General features: G+C 62.6%; 14 protein-coding genes. 4 read left to right on the forward strand and 10 right to left on the reverse strand.

All coding sequences use genetic code 11. The features are described 5' to 3' along the window. Window positions 1–27 precede the first annotated feature (27 nt). The 4 genes from ald to G6N82_RS07300 form a co-directional block, all read right to left on the reverse strand. The gene (gene ald, locus G6N82_RS07285; protein WP_165195158.1) at window positions 28–1,116 is read right to left on the reverse strand and encodes an alanine dehydrogenase; all 1,089 of its coding nucleotides are present in this window, start codon (window positions 1,114–1,116) and stop codon (window positions 28–30) included. Window positions 1,117–1,197: 81 nt separating this feature from the next. After that, entirely contained in the window at window positions 1,198–2,487 is a 1,290-nt protein-coding gene (locus tag G6N82_RS07290; protein WP_165195160.1) for an acyl-CoA dehydrogenase, read from the reverse strand. Beyond that, on the reverse strand, window positions 2,487–3,839 hold the full coding sequence (locus G6N82_RS07295; RefSeq protein ID WP_241255231.1) for a phosphotransferase: 1,353 nt from the start codon (window positions 3,837–3,839) through the stop codon (window positions 2,487–2,489). Before G6N82_RS07295 ends, G6N82_RS07290 begins: the two co-directional genes overlap by 1 nt. A gap of 4 nt (window positions 3,840–3,843) precedes the next feature. Then, on the reverse strand, window positions 3,844–5,271 hold the full coding sequence (locus G6N82_RS07300) for an aldehyde dehydrogenase family protein (RefSeq protein ID WP_165195162.1): 1,428 nt from the start codon (window positions 5,269–5,271) through the stop codon (window positions 3,844–3,846). A 184-nt stretch (window positions 5,272–5,455) separates the two neighbouring features. On the opposite strand from G6N82_RS07300, the gene G6N82_RS07305 reads away from it, so the two are divergent. Next, window positions 5,456–6,148 carry a glutathione S-transferase family protein gene (locus tag G6N82_RS07305; RefSeq protein ID WP_165195164.1) on the forward strand — a complete coding sequence of 231 codons (693 nt, stop codon included), beginning with the start codon at window positions 5,456–5,458 and terminating at the stop codon, window positions 6,146–6,148. A gap of 98 nt (window positions 6,149–6,246) precedes the next feature. Then, on the forward strand, window positions 6,247–7,119 hold the full coding sequence (gene mtnP, locus G6N82_RS07310; RefSeq protein ID WP_165195166.1) for an S-methyl-5'-thioadenosine phosphorylase: 873 nt from the start codon (window positions 6,247–6,249) through the stop codon (window positions 7,117–7,119). On the opposite strand, the gene G6N82_RS07315 is transcribed toward mtnP, so the two are convergent. The 5 genes from G6N82_RS07315 to G6N82_RS07335 form a co-directional block, all read right to left on the reverse strand. Next, window positions 7,116–7,751 carry an isochorismatase family protein gene (locus G6N82_RS07315; protein ID WP_165195169.1) on the reverse strand — a complete coding sequence of 212 codons (636 nt, stop codon included), beginning with the start codon at window positions 7,749–7,751 and terminating at the stop codon, window positions 7,116–7,118. The two genes, mtnP and G6N82_RS07315, sit on opposite strands and share 4 nt — an antisense overlap. A 28-nt stretch (window positions 7,752–7,779) precedes the next feature. Further along, complete coding sequence (locus G6N82_RS07320; RefSeq protein ID WP_165195172.1) at window positions 7,780–10,314, reverse strand: TonB-dependent receptor; 2,535 nt, start codon at window positions 10,312–10,314, stop codon at window positions 7,780–7,782. Between the two features lie 43 nt (window positions 10,315–10,357). Then, the gene (locus G6N82_RS07325) at window positions 10,358–10,768 is read right to left on the reverse strand and encodes a nuclear transport factor 2 family protein (RefSeq protein WP_165195174.1); all 411 of its coding nucleotides are present in this window, start codon (window positions 10,766–10,768) and stop codon (window positions 10,358–10,360) included. Window positions 10,769–10,861: 93 nt separating this feature from the next. Beyond that, window positions 10,862–11,200 (reverse strand): SgcJ/EcaC family oxidoreductase, encoded by a 339-nt coding sequence (locus G6N82_RS07330; RefSeq protein ID WP_241255232.1) that lies wholly within the window; start codon window positions 11,198–11,200, stop codon window positions 10,862–10,864. Next, window positions 11,200–11,943, reverse strand: coding sequence for an aspartate/glutamate racemase family protein (locus G6N82_RS07335; protein WP_165195176.1), 744 nt, complete (start codon window positions 11,941–11,943; stop codon window positions 11,200–11,202). Before G6N82_RS07335 ends, G6N82_RS07330 begins: the two co-directional genes overlap by 1 nt. A gap of 238 nt (window positions 11,944–12,181) precedes the next feature. On the opposite strand from G6N82_RS07335, the gene G6N82_RS07340 reads away from it, so the two are divergent. After that, a complete protein-coding gene (locus G6N82_RS07340) occupies window positions 12,182–12,820 on the forward strand; it encodes a GntR family transcriptional regulator (protein WP_165195178.1) in 639 nt (212 codons plus the stop codon). A gap of 501 nt (window positions 12,821–13,321) precedes the next feature. On the opposite strand, the gene G6N82_RS07345 is transcribed toward G6N82_RS07340, so the two are convergent. Beyond that, complete coding sequence (locus G6N82_RS07345; RefSeq protein WP_165195180.1) at window positions 13,322–14,503, reverse strand: CoA transferase; 1,182 nt, start codon at window positions 14,501–14,503, stop codon at window positions 13,322–13,324. Between the two features lie 197 nt (window positions 14,504–14,700). Here G6N82_RS07345 and G6N82_RS07350 point away from each other — a divergent pair, with 197 nt between their 5' ends. Beyond that, entirely contained in the window at window positions 14,701–15,609 is a 909-nt protein-coding gene (locus G6N82_RS07350; protein WP_165195182.1) for a hydroxymethylglutaryl-CoA lyase, read from the forward strand. Window positions 15,610–15,615 lie beyond the last annotated feature (6 nt).

Here is a 15,615-nt window from a genome sequence, read left to right on the forward strand (position 1 = left end):
CCCTGGTCCGGCAGGCGTGTTTCAGCCCTAGCTGCTGAAGCCCAGGCTTTCCGCCACCGCTTCATTGACGATCCGCCCCTGGTGCACATTGAGCCCCGGCTTGAGATGCGGGTCGCGTTCGCAAGCAGCGATGCCGTGCTTCGCCAGCGCCAGGCCGAACGGCAGCGTCGCATTGTTCAGCGCATAGCTGGACGTATGCGGCACCGCGCCGGGCATGTTGGCCACGCAATAGTGGATGATGTCGTCAACCAGATAGGTCGGGTCTTCATGCGTGGTCGGCTTGGAGGTTTCGAAACAGCCGCCCTGGTCGATCGCGACGTCGACCAGCACCGCGCGGCGCTGCATCAATGACAGCATATCGCGGGTGACGAGCCGCGGCGCGCTGGCGCCCGGCACCAGCACCGCGCCGATCACCACATCGGCGCGGGTGATCGCATCCTCGATCGTGCCGGCATTGGAATAACGCGTGGTCGCGCGCCCCTGGAACAGCTCGTCCAGCATGCGGATGCGCGGCAGCGAGCGGTCGAGGATCTCGACATTGGCGCCGAGGCCCACCGCCATGCGCGCGGCATGGGTGCCGACCACGCCGCCGCCGATCACCACCACCTTGGCAGGGAGCACGCCGGGCACGCCGCCCATCAATATGCCGCGCCCGCCATTATTGGCGTGGCTGGCATGGGCACTGGCTTCGATCGAGAGCCGGCCGGCCACTTCGCTCATCGGCGCGAGCAGCGGCAGCGAGCCATCGGGCGCGGTCACCGTTTCATAGGCAACCGCCGAAACGCCGGATTCCATCAGCCCGCGGGCCTGATCCGGATCGGGCGCGAGATGCAGGTAGGTGAACAGGATCTGCCCTTCGCGCAGCTGCACCCATTCGTTCGGCTGCGGTTCCTTGACCTTCACCACCATGTCGGCCCGCGCGAACACTTCTTCGGCGGTATCGACGATCTTCGCGCCGACCGCGCGGTAATCATCGTCCGACTTGGTGATGCCCGCACCGGCATGGGTTTCGACGATCACTTCATGCCCGCGCGCAACATATTCGCGCACGGCCTCAGGCGTCAGGCCGACGCGATATTCGTGGTTTTTGATTTCCTTGGGCACACCGACGAGCATGGGGGACCTCTCCTGTGAGACTCGGCTGGGATACCGCCCAAGTATACAGCAAGGGTCATAAAGTTACAATCGATACTAATTTTATTCGCCCATCGTCCCGCGCTTCGGCCCCAGGTACCCGAACAGATACGCCGCCACCTTGCGCATCTGGATCTCTTCCGCGCCTTCGGTGATGCGGTAACGGCGGTGGTGGCGATAGATGTGCTCGAACGGCTTGTGCCGCGAATAGCCGATCCCGCCATGCACCTGCATCGCCCGGTCGGCCGCTTCGCACACCAGCCGGTTCGCCCAGTAATTGCACATGCTGACCTTGTCGGAAATCGTCCGCTCGATCTCCTCATGCGGCATGTTGTCCATTTCCCACGCGGTCTTGTAGATCAGCAGGCGCAGCATCTCGCACTGGGTTGCCAGCTCTACCAGCGGGAACTGGATCGCCTGGTTCTTCGCCAGCTCCTCGCCGAAAGGCTTGCGCTGGCGCGCGTATTTCACGCTTTCATTGACGCAATAGGTCGCCGCGCCGAGCGAAGACGCCGCCTGGCGGATGCGGTTCTGGTGGACAAAGCTTTGCGCCAGCGCCAGCCCGCGCCCCTCGACGCCGAGGATCGCGCTTTCCGGCACCCAGACGTTGGTGACGCTGAGCCGCGGATGATCGGTCGGCATGTTGAAGGTCCACATCCACTCCTCGATTTCGAGGCCCGGTGTGGGGTTTGGGACGAGCAGGCAGGTGATCCCGCTGGCATCGCCATCCTTGCCGCTGGTGCGGCAGAACATCGCGCAATGCGTGGCGACATGCATGCCGGTGATCCACATCTTCTCGCCATTGATCAACCAGCCATCCACGCCATCGCGGGTCTCGCGCACGGCGCGCGTTTCCATATGCGTCGCGTCTGATCCGTGATGCGGTTCGGTGAGGCCGAAGGCGACGCGGCGCGTGCCTTCGAAGCCGCCAAGGATGAATTCCTGCTTCTGCTCCTCCGTGCCCCATTGCTCGAACATCTCGACGAACGGAAAATTGCCGACGATGCTGTGTTCGTTCTGCAGATCGTTGTGCAAGCCCAGCCCGCGCTGCGCGAAGCGGTCGCGGATCACCGCCATCCAGAGGTTGCTGCCGTCCTTCCCGCCGTATTTCTTCGGCGCGGTGAAGCGCCAGTGCCCGGCCTTGTCGGCGCGGCGCTTCGCCTCCCACAGCAATTCTTCCCATTCCTCGCGCGGCAAGCCGCCCGTTTCGAAATTGGTCCGCGCCCATTCGCGGCGGTGGTCGAAGAAGCGGATATTGTCGTCCTGCTGTTCGAGCGGGGTGATCTCATCCGCGATGAATTGGACCAGCTCGGCGTAATAGTCCTCAAGCGCCTGCGGGATGGTGAAATCCATCAGTCCTCTCCTGTCCATTTCTTCCGGGCGACCGCGAGTGCGGGGTATTTCGGGGAGTCGACCATCACTTTCCCCAGTGCCATGAGTCGCAAATCGTCGAGGATTTCCGGGTCGTCATGTAGCCCATACTTCAACAGCGCGTCGGACAAACTGCGATTCCAAGGGGACACAAGGTAAGCCTCGCTCTCACGCGCAATTATTCCCAAGGCGTTACAAGCTACTGCATGTTGGAAGCGATCGTGCGCTTGCATGTCATCTTTAATCGTGGCCAACCAATCCAAGACAGCTGTTGCGATCTCGCCAAATCTTGCTTCGCTCAAGGTCGAAAACTTGCGCTGGATCAGAGACGTGTCCAGCGGCTTCCGTGGAAGCTCTTGCCAAATCTCCTCCTCCAGCAGCATCAGCAGGTCGAGTTCCTGCTCGCTGGTGCGGCGCGAGATCACCACGCGTTCGAGCGAGCGGTCCGATCCCTCGCGCCAGGTCTTCGCGCATTTGAGGCAGCCCAGCGCCCACCACACGGTGCGGTGGATCAGCCAGTAGCGGAACCGCTCGCGGTCCACCGTCCGCCCGCTTTCCGCCTCATAGGCCGCGAAATAGTCGTCCAGCGAACCCAGCCCCAGCGCGGGCCGGTCGTACCGGGCAAAGCGCCACACTGCCATGCAGCCGAAGGCCAAGTCCTCATGCGGGTCGCCGAAATGCGCCAGCTCCCAATCTAGCACGCCGGTGAGATGGCCATCCTTGGCAAGGATATTGCCCATGCGATAATCGCCATGGTTGAGCACCGGCGCGCACTCATCCGGGCAATTGTCTTCCATCCATTTGAGGCCCAGCGCGATGATCGGACGATCGCCACCCGCTTCCTCGAACTGCTGCCGCAAATCGGCAATCGCCGCACGATAGTCCATCACCGGTGCATCAGCGGGCAGGTCCTCGCGGCTCAGCGAATGGATCCGCGCCAGATCGCGCGCCGCTTCGCGCAGGATCGTGTCCGCCCCGTCCATCGCCAGGATGTCTTTGGGATTGGACGTGCCCGGCAGCGCGCGCATGATGAAGCCGCTGCCCAGCCCATCGCTTTCCTGCAGCACCGTCAGCACTTCGGGCGCGGTCACCCCCGCGGCCCGTGCCGCCTCGATCACCGCCGCTTCGCTGGCGTGGCTCATCGGGCGATTGGCGATGAAGGCAAGCGAAGGCGCGCGGCGCAGGATCAGATCCTCGCCACCTGTCGCGAACCGCCAGCTTTCCATGGTCGCGCCGCCGGTCAGCCGCGTCAGGCCGGTGGAAGCGGAAAGCCCGACCCGCGCCAGCGCGCGGGCCAGGCCCAGTTCGATCGGGTTTGGTACGTCCCCGCTCACTTACTTAAGCGGGGACATTGTCCTTCTTCACGGTGATCACCTGCGGATAGGTGAACTCCTTGAGGCCATCGAGCCCGTATTCCGCGCCAAAGCCGGACTGCTTGTGCCCGCCGAACGGCGTGAAGGGCGAAAGGTGCAGGTATTCGTTGATCCACACCGTGCCGGTTTCGAGCTGTTCGGCGATCTCCACGCCCTTTTCCGGGTTGCCGGTCCACACCGCGCCGGCGAGGCCATAGTCCGAATTGTTGGCGCGCTGGATCACCTCTTCCTCAGTCGAGAATTTCATCAGCGGCATGACCGGGCCGAACTGTTCCTCGGCCACGATCCGCGCGTCTTCGGGCGGGTTGTCGAGGATGGTGATCGGCACGTAATAGCCGGTGCCCGAAGGATCGACATCACCCCCGGTAAGGAATTTGTAGCCATTGTCCTTGGCATCCTGGATCAGCTCGAGCACGCGCTCATACTGCTTCTTGTTCTGGATCGGGCCCACGCCGGTGCCCTGCTGCGATCCGTCGCCCACTTTCACCGTCTTGGCGTAGTCGGCAATTGCCTGGCTCAGCTCGTCATAGATATCCTCATGGATATAGACGCGCTTCGCCGCGACGCAGATCTGGCCTGCGTTCGAGAAGCTCGACCAGAACAGCTGTTCGGCCACCTTCTTGGGATCGGCATCGGGCAGCACGATCGAGGCGTCATTGCCGCCGAGCTCCAGGGTGATGCGCTTCAAGTCAGCCGATGCGCCTTCCATGATCTTCTTGCCCGTCGCGGTCGAGCCGGTGAAGGTGATCTTGTCGATATCGGGGTGCTGGGTGATCAGCGGGCCGAGGCTGTCCTCACCCGTGATGATGTTGACCGTTCCCGCCGGCACCTTGTCCGCAATCAGCTCGGCGATGCGCAGCGTCGTCAACGGGGTGAAGGGCGAAGGCTTGAGCACGATGGTGCAGCCGCTCATCAGCGCAGGCACGATCTTCTGCACCGCCATCATCACCGGGAAATTCCACGGCACGATCCCGCCGACCACGCCCACCGGCACCCGGCGGGTGCGCGACAGGCGCGTGTCGCTATCCTCGTTGATCACGTCTTCCAGCTTGAGCGTGGACTGCGCCGCCGACATGCCGGCCGCGCCATAGATCTCGCCCTTGGCCTGCTCATGCGGCTTGCCCTGTTCGCTGGTCAGCAGGCGATAGAGCTCTTCCGCGTTTTCCTTGATCGCGCCAGAGATTGCCATGCAGGCGGCCTGGCGCTCCTCGAACGGTGTGTTCTTCCAGCTCTTGAACGCGCGGCGCGCGGCGGCAACCGCCTGGTCAAGCTCGGCCTTGCCGCATTTCGGCACCTGGCCGATCACTTGCTCGTTGGCGGGATTGACCACGTCGCACCACTCGCCGGTGGTGATCATCTGGCCGTCGATCAGGTTCTTGTACTGGGTGACCATGGGGTCCTCTCTCCGCTTGTCTGAATTGGGGGTATCGCGAGTCGCCAAGATGGGGCGCATGACCCCGCAGGGCAATCACTTTCGCTACCGATTATAGGCAAGCGGTGCCCTGCTCGCGCCTATCCATTGCGCTATGCAACCGATCGCGTAATGACGGCCCGGAATCAATCTGAAGGAATCCCCAATGGCCGATCTCGTCATCTATGGCAGCCCCGTTTCGCCCTTCGTGCGCAAGGTAGAGGCGGTGTGCCTCGAAAAGGGCGTCGATTACGAGGTCGAAGCGGTCAATGTGTTCGATCCGCCAGCATGGTTCCGCGAAATCAGCCCGATGAAGCGCATTCCGGTGCTGCGCGACCGCTCGATCGCCGAAGAGGGCGTGGCGGGCACGATCGCGGATTCCAGCGCAATCTGCGGCTATATCGAGCGCAAGCACCCGGAAACGCCGGTCTATCCGGCAGCGGCATTTGCCTATGGCCGCGCGCTGTTCGTGGAGGAATATGCCGACACGCATCTGGCGGCGAGCGGCGGGCTGGGCATCTTCCGCCCGATCTTCTTTGCGATCAACCAGGGCAAGGAGCCCGATCTCGACACTGCCCGGGCGACCTGGGCAGAGAAGATGCCGGATATCCTCGGCTGGCTCGATAGCGCGCTGGGTGACGCGGAATTCTATGCGGGCGAGGCGATGTCGATCGCCGATATCACGGTGACCACATGCCTGATGCAGCTGGACCTGGTGGCTGACGTGCCGCTGGACGGGTACCCGGCGCTCGCCGCCCACCAGCAGCGCATGCGCGCGCGCGAATCGATCGCGGCGCCCTATGCCCGGGCCGAGAAATTCATCCGCCGGGCCGTGCCCCAACCTTTCAGCCTCGCCTGATCAATCGGGGTTAATGCGCCGGGGCTAACCATTTATTTGCGATGCCGCGGCATTGAGCGATAAGGCTTGAAGGCGAAGCGCAGCGACAGGGGAAATGCATGACCAGCCCGTGGACCATCGGGATCATCGGCGGATCGGGGCTCTACGCGATCGAAGGGCTTGAAGACGCGCAGTGGATCGCGATCGACAGCCCCTGGGGCAAGCCGAGCGACGAAGTGCTGTGCGGCCGGATCGGCGATGTGCGCGTGCGGTTCCTGCCGCGCCATGGCCGCGGCCATCCGATCGCGCCGGGCGAGCTCAATGCGCGCGCCAATATCGATGTGCTCAAGCGTGCCGGCTGCACCGATATCCTCGCCATTTCTGCGGTGGGATCGCTGCGCGAGGAAATCGAACCCGGCCGCTTCGCCGTGGTAGAGCAGTTCATCGACCGGACCACGCGCCGCCCCAACAGCTTCTTCGGCAGCGGCCTGGTGGCGCATGTCTCGATGGCCGATCCGGTCTGCCCGCGCCTGTCCGAAATGGCGGCGGCGGCGATTGCGGGCGCCAAGGGCAAGGTCGCGACCGGCGCGACCTATCTCGCCATGGAAGGCCCGCAATTCTCGACGCGCGCGGAAAGCCGCATGTACCGCGAGTGGGGGGCGGATGTGATCGGGATGACCGCCATGCCCGAAGCCAAGCTCGCGCGCGAGGCGGAGCTGCCCTATGCGCTGGTCGGCATGGTGACCGATTACGATTGCTGGCGTGAAGGCGAGGCGGTGGATGTGGCGCAGGTCGTCGCGCAGATGCAGCTGAACGGCAAGCTGGCGCGCGACATGCTGGTGCGTTTCATCAATGCGCTGCCGGAAGCGCGCGAGCCTTCGCCGATCGATTTTGCGCTGGAAGATGCAGTGATCACCGCGCCCGACAAGCACGATCCGGCGCTGCTGGCCAAGCTCGATGCGGTGGCCGGGAGGCTGCTGGCCGGGGGTTAATCCGCCTGCAGCTGCGCGAAGTGCTGCAGCACTTCGGCCTTGCTCACCACGTCGCCATATTTGGCATTCATGTCGAACAGATTGGCCCGGTGCACGTCTTCGTGGCGATCGCCCACCGCTTCTTCCACCACGATCGGGATGAAGCCGTGCTGGCACGCATCGACACAGGTCGCGCGCACGCAGCCGCTGGTGGACAAGCCGGTGATGACCAGGCTGTCATTGCCATTGGCTGTGAGCGTGGAAGCGAGCGAGGTGCCAAAGAAGCTGCTGGCATATTGTTTGGAAATCACCAGCTCGTCGTCACGCGGCGCCAAGCCTTTGGACCAGGCGCCCATCGGATGCCCGGCCACGAAATTGCGCAACGGCGCCACCTTCTGGGCGAACCGCCCGCCATCGATCATCGACGGATGGAAGCTGACATTGGTGTAGATGATCAGGATGCCCGCCTTGCGCGCCGCCTCGACCAGTTCGATGGCTGATGCGAGCGCGTGTTCCACACCCGCATACAGCTCGCAGTTCCTATCGAAATAGGCTTCGACAAAATCGACCAGGATCAGGGCGGGCTTGCGCCCGAACCCGATCCTGCCTTCGAAGACGCCGGCATAATTTCCCTGTGCGCCTTGCGTGCTCACCCGAAGGGCTCCTTTCGCCCGGCTTGCGTCAGAACTTGTAGCCCACTTCGACACCGAAGCGGCGCAGGCCGCCCGGAGAGATGAACGACCCGCCGAATTCGACCGCCGTGATCACTTCGTTGAGGTATTTCTCGTTGAAGAGATTGTCCGCGAAGGCCGTGACTGACCAGGTATCGGTTTCAAGCCCGACGCGCACGTCCATCACCGAGAACTCGTCACGCTGCGAAATCGAATAATCGGCATCGCCGACAAAGGCCGGCAACGCCAGCGCGGAGCCGGGCAGCAAGCCGCTGAACAGCGTGGGGTTGGGATCGTCCTGCAGTGTGTGGAACCACGTCGGGCCGGTTATGCGGTAATCGGCGCGTGCCACGAAATCGATCGTGTTGGTCACCGGCAGGTCAAGCTGGGTGCCGAGGTTGATCGTGTAGTCGGCCGTGTGCGGTGACTTGTTGCCGACGGTAACCGGGCGCGAGGCATTCTCCTTGATCTCGCTCTCGGTCACATTGGCCGAACCGAACACGCTCCAGCCTGGCATGATCTCTGCGCTGAGGTTGAGCTCGGCGCCATAGACCTCGACTTCATCAATGTTGGACACCACGCGCAGCAGGCCAAAGCCCCCGACAAAGAACTCGAAGAACTGCATGTCGTCGATCGTGGTGTAGTAACCGGCGAGGTCGAAGTTGACTACGCCGCCGATTTCACCCTTGATCCCGGCTTCGAACGCGCTCGATTTTTCCTTGCGGTACTGGTCTTCGATCAGCACGTCGGTGCCGATGAACTGGTTGAACGCGGCATCGACGATCGCTGCCGAGCCCTGGTTGTTGAACCCGCCCGATTTGAAGCCGATCCCCCAGTTGGCATAGAGATTGACGTCATCGCTCAGCTCATAGCGCAGCGAAATCTTGGGCTGCAGCTGCTTGAACTTTTCGGACTGGCCGGCGATCGGCTGGACCACGCCACCCACTACCGTCTGCCCGGGGTTGATCGGCCCGCCGGTGATGGGATCGAACACGGCGGGGACGAGGCTTGAAACCTTGCGGTCCTCGATATCGTAGCGCGCGGCAAGCCCGAGTTCGAGGCGGTCGCTCACTTCGAAGTCGGCCGATGCGAACACCGCGTAGACATCGGTCGAGAAGTCATCGTGATAGAGCTGGGTGGTCGGGTTGGCCGAACCCGGCGCGTTGTAGAGCTGGCGGGTCACGCCATTGCCCAGGTCCGCGCCCAGGCTGACGCCGACTTCGCGATCGATGTGCAGGTAATAGGCGCCGATTTGCCAATCGACATAGCCGTCACCATTCGATGCCAGCCGCACTTCCGCGCTGAAATCGCTCTGCTGGCGGATCTGGTATTGCGTGCCGTCGCAAGTGGTCGGGCTGTACGGCCCGAAGGTCGAGCCATTGGCCGGATCGAAAATGAACGGAATGGGGTTGTTGCCAATGAATGTCGGCGCATTGAGCGGGTAGCCGGTAAGCGCCGCCGTAGAGGCGAAACAGGCGGCGTTGGCGGCCGCGAGGTCGCCGGTCGCGGTACCGGTGAAGTCGAGGAAGCGTGCAAAGTCCGCCGAAGTCCCGTCTGCCGTCAGCGACTGGTCGACATCGCTGTAAAGTGCCCAGGCGGTCAGCGTGGCGCCTTCGAATTCATGCTCGATCTTGGCCGAGGCTTCGAAGGTCTGCTGCGCGTTGGTGGGCCGGATGTTCGAATAGAAATCGAACGGATGCTCGTTCACGTCCTCGAAGAAGGCCGGATCGACGGCTGCAAAATTGGGCAGGTGGAAGGCCGCGTTGAAGTTGATCGAGGCGCCCTTGAGATCGGCATAGCGCGCCTTGACGTCGAGCTCGGTCGCGGGGCCGAGATTGGCCACGAAGCGCCCGTCGATCGACCACACTTCCTGGTCGTCGATGGTTTTCGAGCCAAGGAAGGAATTGCGGTAGAAGCCATCCGTTGTCGAATAATTGCCCGAGATCACGAAGCCCGCCCCTTCGCCTACCGGCGCCGACACATAGGCGCTGGCGGAATAGGTCGAATCCTCGGCTGCGCTTACCTTGACCCCGCCTTCCAGCACATCGCCCGGCTTGAGCGTCTGGATCACGATCGCACCAGCTGCGGCGTTACGGCCGTAAAGGGCACCCTGCGGGCCTTTGAGGATTTCGATCTGGCGCAGCGTGCCCTGGTCCTGGTTGAGCTGTGCGGTATTGGTCTTGAGGATCCCGTCAACCACCAGCGCAACCGAGCTTTCCGCGTCGCGCGCGCCATTGATCCCGCGGATGTTGATCTGCGTGTCGCCGGCCTCGGCAGTCCCGGTGACGATGGTAACGCCCGGGGTCAGCTGGACGAATTCGTCAGCCGTCTGGATGCCGGTCTTCTCCAGTGTATCGGCGGTGAACACGGTGATCGCGGTCGGCACCTCGGCCAACGTTTCGTTCTGGCGGCGGGCAGTGACGATGATCGCGTTGCTTTCCTCCGCCTCTTCGGCGCCAGCGGCATCCTGTGCCAGCACCGGCGTTGCAGCAAACAGGGCACCAAAGGCGGCGCCCGATGCGAGAATGGTCTTGAAGTTCCTCATTTTCAGTTCTCCCTGAACTGTGTGTTTGATTGGATCGGCGCTGTCAGGTCAGGACGTTGGCGCCGCTCATATAGACATAGACTTCCTGGAACTTCGGCCCGTCCGCCCCCGGACGCAGCCGCCAGAAATTGGTGTTGTAAAGCAAGGTCACATTGCCATCGGCATCGTGCAGCTCGGCAGTGAAACAGGCCGCGATGCGCCCGTTCGCTTCGTCCACTGTGCAAGTGAAATCGCGATGGATGATGGTTTCGTAAGCGCCGAAGAAATCTTCGAACATGCGGCGGATTTCGCCTTTGCCCGCATGGCGGGTGAACGCGGTCTGGACGCAGAACAGCGCTTCATCATGGAAACAGTCGAGCGTAGCCTCCATGTTCTTCGCATCGACATTGGCGAAGTATTTCTGCGTGGCGAAGTCGATCAGGGCGGCCCGGTCAAGCGTGGGTTCGTACTGCATCAGGCGTCCCCTTCCTTCAGCAAGTTGTCGCCGCTCATATAGACATAGACGCGGTGGAACAGCCGGTCCTTCAGATAGAAGCGGTTGCAGTTTTCATAGCGCAGCTGATCGCTGCCATTGGGGGGTGATCAGCACGGTGAACTGGCTGCAGATCGCGTTCGTTTCCGGATCGGCGGTGTGGACGAAATTGCCGTGCCAGATCTGCTCGAAATCGGCGAACAGCTTGACGAACATCGCCCGGATCGCCTCGCGCCCTTCATGCACCGTATTGCTGGTGACTTCGGTCAGCACCGCATCGGGCGTGAAGCAGTTGAGCACCTTGTCGAGGTTCTTGTTGTCGACCCCGTCGAAATAGCGCTTGGTCACAATGTCGATGTAAAAGGGATAGGGCAGCGGCGCCTGTCCGAATCCGCCTTCGCTCCAATCGCTCATCAATACCACCCCTTTCGGATGTCTGCGTGCTTGGGCACTTCGGGTGCGGGAAAGGCCTTCTTCGAATGGGTCAGGCCCAGCTCGATCTGCGTTTCGAGCAGCTTGTAGGCAACCTGCCCCGGGTTCAGCACCGGGATCGGCAGCTGGCTGTCGAGATAGGCGGCGCTCTGGTGCATGGTGGTGGAGCCGAGCACGATGACATCGGCCCCGTCTTCCTCCATCGCCTTTTCCGCTTCGGCCTTGAGCTTGCCGAATACCACCTCTTCCTTGCCTTCCAGCAACTCGGTGACATCGGGCCGCGTGTCGATCGACCGCAGCGAGGCGACCCGATCCCACCAGCCATATTCGGTCAGCGTCTTTTCATAGAGCGGGAACCACTCGGGCCACATGGTCAGCACAGTGAATTTCTTGCCCAGCATCATCGCCATCGCGAAGCTGGCCTCTCCCGGGCCGACCACCGGTATGCTGAGCGCGCTGCGCAAGGCACGCATGCCGCTGTCGCTGACCGTGTCGATCAGCACGCCGGCATAGCCTTCTTCCTCGGCGGTGATCCCGGCCTGGAACACGGTCCAGTCCATCAGCAGCGTATCGTGATAGCTGTCACCCAGCGCCGCGCCCCAGCGTACCGCTTCGAATTCGGGCTTGAAACCGGGGCGCACGAAATGCTCCGGCAATTGCTCGGCCCGGTTGGCAACGCCAGCCTCATCCATCGGGATCGGCACGATGACCTTGATACGGTTCATGTCACCCAAATCCGCTGCTCCACTTGACGTTCCCACTATTGTATACAATTTATACCCGTCAAGCGAATTCCCGTTCCCTGTCATTCTTGATGGTTAGGCTGTGATATTTTGGTGGCGGAAAGTTTTGCAGCGAGGGGTCCATGGCGTATCCGAAGCGGTTCATGATCCCTGCCTCCGCCATCGATTGCACCAATTGCACAGCGGTTGTGGTCTGCCTTTGCGACATGGATGATCGCCGATGAGCCGCGCGTCCGACCATGCCTATGACAAGATCCGTGCGCATCTGCTGAGCGGCGCGGTCAAACCGGGCGAACAGCTGACAGAAGACCAGCTGGCGCAGGTGACCGGTGTCAGCCGCACCCCAGTGCGCGAGGCAGTGCGGCGCCTCGAGGGCGAAATGCTGCTGGTGCGCAGCGAATCCAAGCGCATATTCGTGGCCGACTGGAGCCGCGACGACATCGACGAGATGTTCACCCTGCGCCAGATGCTGGAAGGCCACGCCGCCGAACGCGCAGCGCGGCGCCTCAAACGCGACGAGATCGACCGCCTCGAAGCGGTCAATCGCGAGCTGCACGATGCGGTCGATCATGATCCGCCCGATGTCGCCCGCTTCCTCGATGCCAACCGCACCTTTCACGAAATCATCACCGAGGCAGCGCATTCGCCGCGGCTGGGCCAGGTGCTGGCGATGCTGGTGGAGGCGCCGGTGGTGCTGCGCACCGCGCGCAGCTATTCGGTCGAGGACCTCAAGCAGTCGGCGCGCGACCATGACGAGCTGATCGCCGCGTTCCGCGCGCATGACCCGGACTGGGCGCGGGCGGTAATGGGCAGCCATTTGCGCCGCGCGTTCCACACCTTTGCCGGATCGGCGGAGTAGGATTGCGTCAGGCCCGTTTGTGGGTGGTTAGGCGAGTGGCGGCTTTAGGCGCTCAATAGGCCGCGATCGGACCATACGTCCTCATGCCCGGGGGCTACCATGAACCTCCATCCCGGCGGCAGGGCCAAGAATGGAAGGACAGCCGGGCAATGATCGGTAAGATGATAGAGGTGCAATGGTTTGAAGAAGTCAGGGTCCTCTGACCAATCACCAGCCCATATGAACCAGCCCGTTGTTCCACTCTCTGGCCTATGACGCAGGCCATGAAGTGGAAGTTCGCCACGCAAGGCGCTCTCAGAAACGCCTACCTTATGGGTGCCGTCCGTTGGCGTGAAACCAGCGCCATACCGCTTACAAATGTCTCGCTGCTCTTCTTCCATACGTTCAATGTATCGCGGTAGTCTGCCGGCGGCTATCGGGCAGTCGATTTTTCATCGTGAACGGCAACATTGGGGTCGTAAGCCGCCATTCATCGAATCCAGGACCGCTGTAGCCTGCGGGTCAGATAATCCCGCGCTCTGCCAGGTCAGCGCGTTTCGCCGAATCCATCCCCAGCAGTTCGCCGTAGATCTCTTCATTGTGCTGACCCAGCTCGGGGCCGACCCAGTCGACATGCCCCGGCGTTTCGGACAGCTTCGGCGCGACGTTCTGCATCTTGAAGTTCGCATGCTTCGGGTGCGGCAGCTCGATGATCGCGTCGCGTGCGGCGAAGTGGGGATCGGCCAGCATTTCAGGCGCGCGGTAGATATTGCCCGCCGGAACGCCGTGTTCCTCGCATTTCGCCAGCACTTCCAGGCTGGTGAATTGCTTGGTCCATTCGCCGATCAGGTCGTCAAGCTCCTGCTGGCGCTGTCCGCGCGCGACATGGCTGTTGTAGCGCGGATCGTCGCCCAATTCGGGCACGCCCATCATCTCCGCCATCCGCTTCCACACGCTGTCCTGGTTGCCCGCGACGAGCACACTGCCGTCCTTCGTGGGATAGACATTGGAAGGCGCGATCTTGGGCAGGATCGATCCGGTCCGCTCGCGGATATGGCCTGTCACCGTATATTCGGGAATGGTCGATTCCATCATCGCCAGCACTGCTTCGTAGATCGCCGAATCCACCACCTGGCCCTTGCCGGTCTTGTGCCGATGGTTGAGCGCCATCAGCGCGCCGAGGCAGGCATAGGTCGCCGCCAGCGGATCCCCGATCGACAGGCCTGCCCGGCTCGGCGGCCGGTCCGGCTCGCCCGCGATATAGCGCATGCCGCCCATCGCCTCGCCAATCCCGCCATAGCCGGCGCGGGGGCTGTAAGGCCCGCTCTGGCCATAGCCGGAGACGCGGATCATGATCAGCGCTTCGTTGATCGCATGCAGCTGTTCCCAGCCCAGGTTCCAGCGCTCAAGCGTGCCGGGGCGGAAATTCTCCAGCAGGAAATCGGCCTTGGCGGCGAGCTGGCGGACGATGTCCTGCCCTTCCTTCTCGCGCAGGTTCAGCGTGATCGACTTCTTGTTGCGCGCGACGACGGAGAACCACAGCGGGATGCCCTGTCCCCAATTGCGCATCGCATCGCCCACCTTGGGCGGTTCGATCTTGATCACTTCGGCGCCGTGATCGGCCAACAACTGCCCGCAAAACGGCCCTGCGATCAGTTGCCCCATCTCGATCAGCCGCAGTCCGTCGAGCGCGCCTTGTGCCATGATTTCGGGATCCTCTTGCTTTGATAAACGCAGTAGAGTCACTGCAGCCCAATATAGTGCGATGTAACCAAAACATAGCGCCGGACAGCCCGCCGTACGCCATGCGATTCCGCGTCGCCCTATAAACGCGGCATTTGCATTTGTATACAATTTGCGTATCAGGCGCGGACCCCCACGAATTCTCGCAGAGCGATTCCATGGCTGCCGAAAGCATCGAACTGGTAGAAGTCGGCCCGCGCGACGGGCTGCAGAACGAGCCCGACATCATCTCGACCGAGGTGAAGCTGGCGCTGATCGACCGCATGCTCGATTACGGCGCGCGGCGGCTGGAAGTGGCGAGCTTCGTCCACCCGCAGCGGGTGCCGCAAATGGCCGATGCCGAAGCCGTCATCGCCGGCCTGCCCGACCGTGCCGACGCGACCTATATCGGGCTGACGCTCAACAAGCGCGGCGTGCTGCGCGGTGTCGCCACACGCGACGGCGGGAAACGCGGGATCGACCAGGTCGGCTGTGTACTCGTCGCCAGCGATACCTTCGGCCAAAAGAACCAGGGCCAGACCATCGCCGAAGGCATCGCCGAAAATCGTGACATGATCCGCTTTGCCAAGGCCGAGGGGATGCGCGCGCAGATCACCATCAGCGCCGCTTTCGGTTGCCCTTTCGAAGGCACGGTGAAGCCCGAAACCGTGCTCGCCATCGCCGAGGAAATGGCGGCGGAAGAGCCCGAAGAGATCGCGCTGGCGGACACGATCGGCGTCGGCACCCCGGCGCAGGTGAGCGAGCTGTTCGCAAAGCTCGGCGAACTGCTCGAAGGGCGGATACCGATGCGGGCGCATTTTCATAATACGCGCGGCACCGGCATCGCCAATGCCTGGGCGGCGTATCAGGCTGGTGTGCGGATCTTCGATGCCTCGCTCGGCGGGCTCGGCGGTTGCCCCTTCGCCCCCAAGGCGACCGGAAATATCGCGACCGAGGACCTTATCTACATGATGGAGCGTTCAGGCATCGACAGCGGCGTCGATCTGGATGCCGCCATCGCCACCAACCGCTGGTTCGCTGAAAGGCTGGGCCGCGAATTGCCATCGATGGTCGCGCGCGCGGCCTGACGAAAC

The organism is Altererythrobacter sp. BO-6 (genome assembly GCF_011047315.1).
Taxonomy (GTDB): Bacteria; Pseudomonadota; Alphaproteobacteria; order Sphingomonadales; family Sphingomonadaceae; genus Erythrobacter.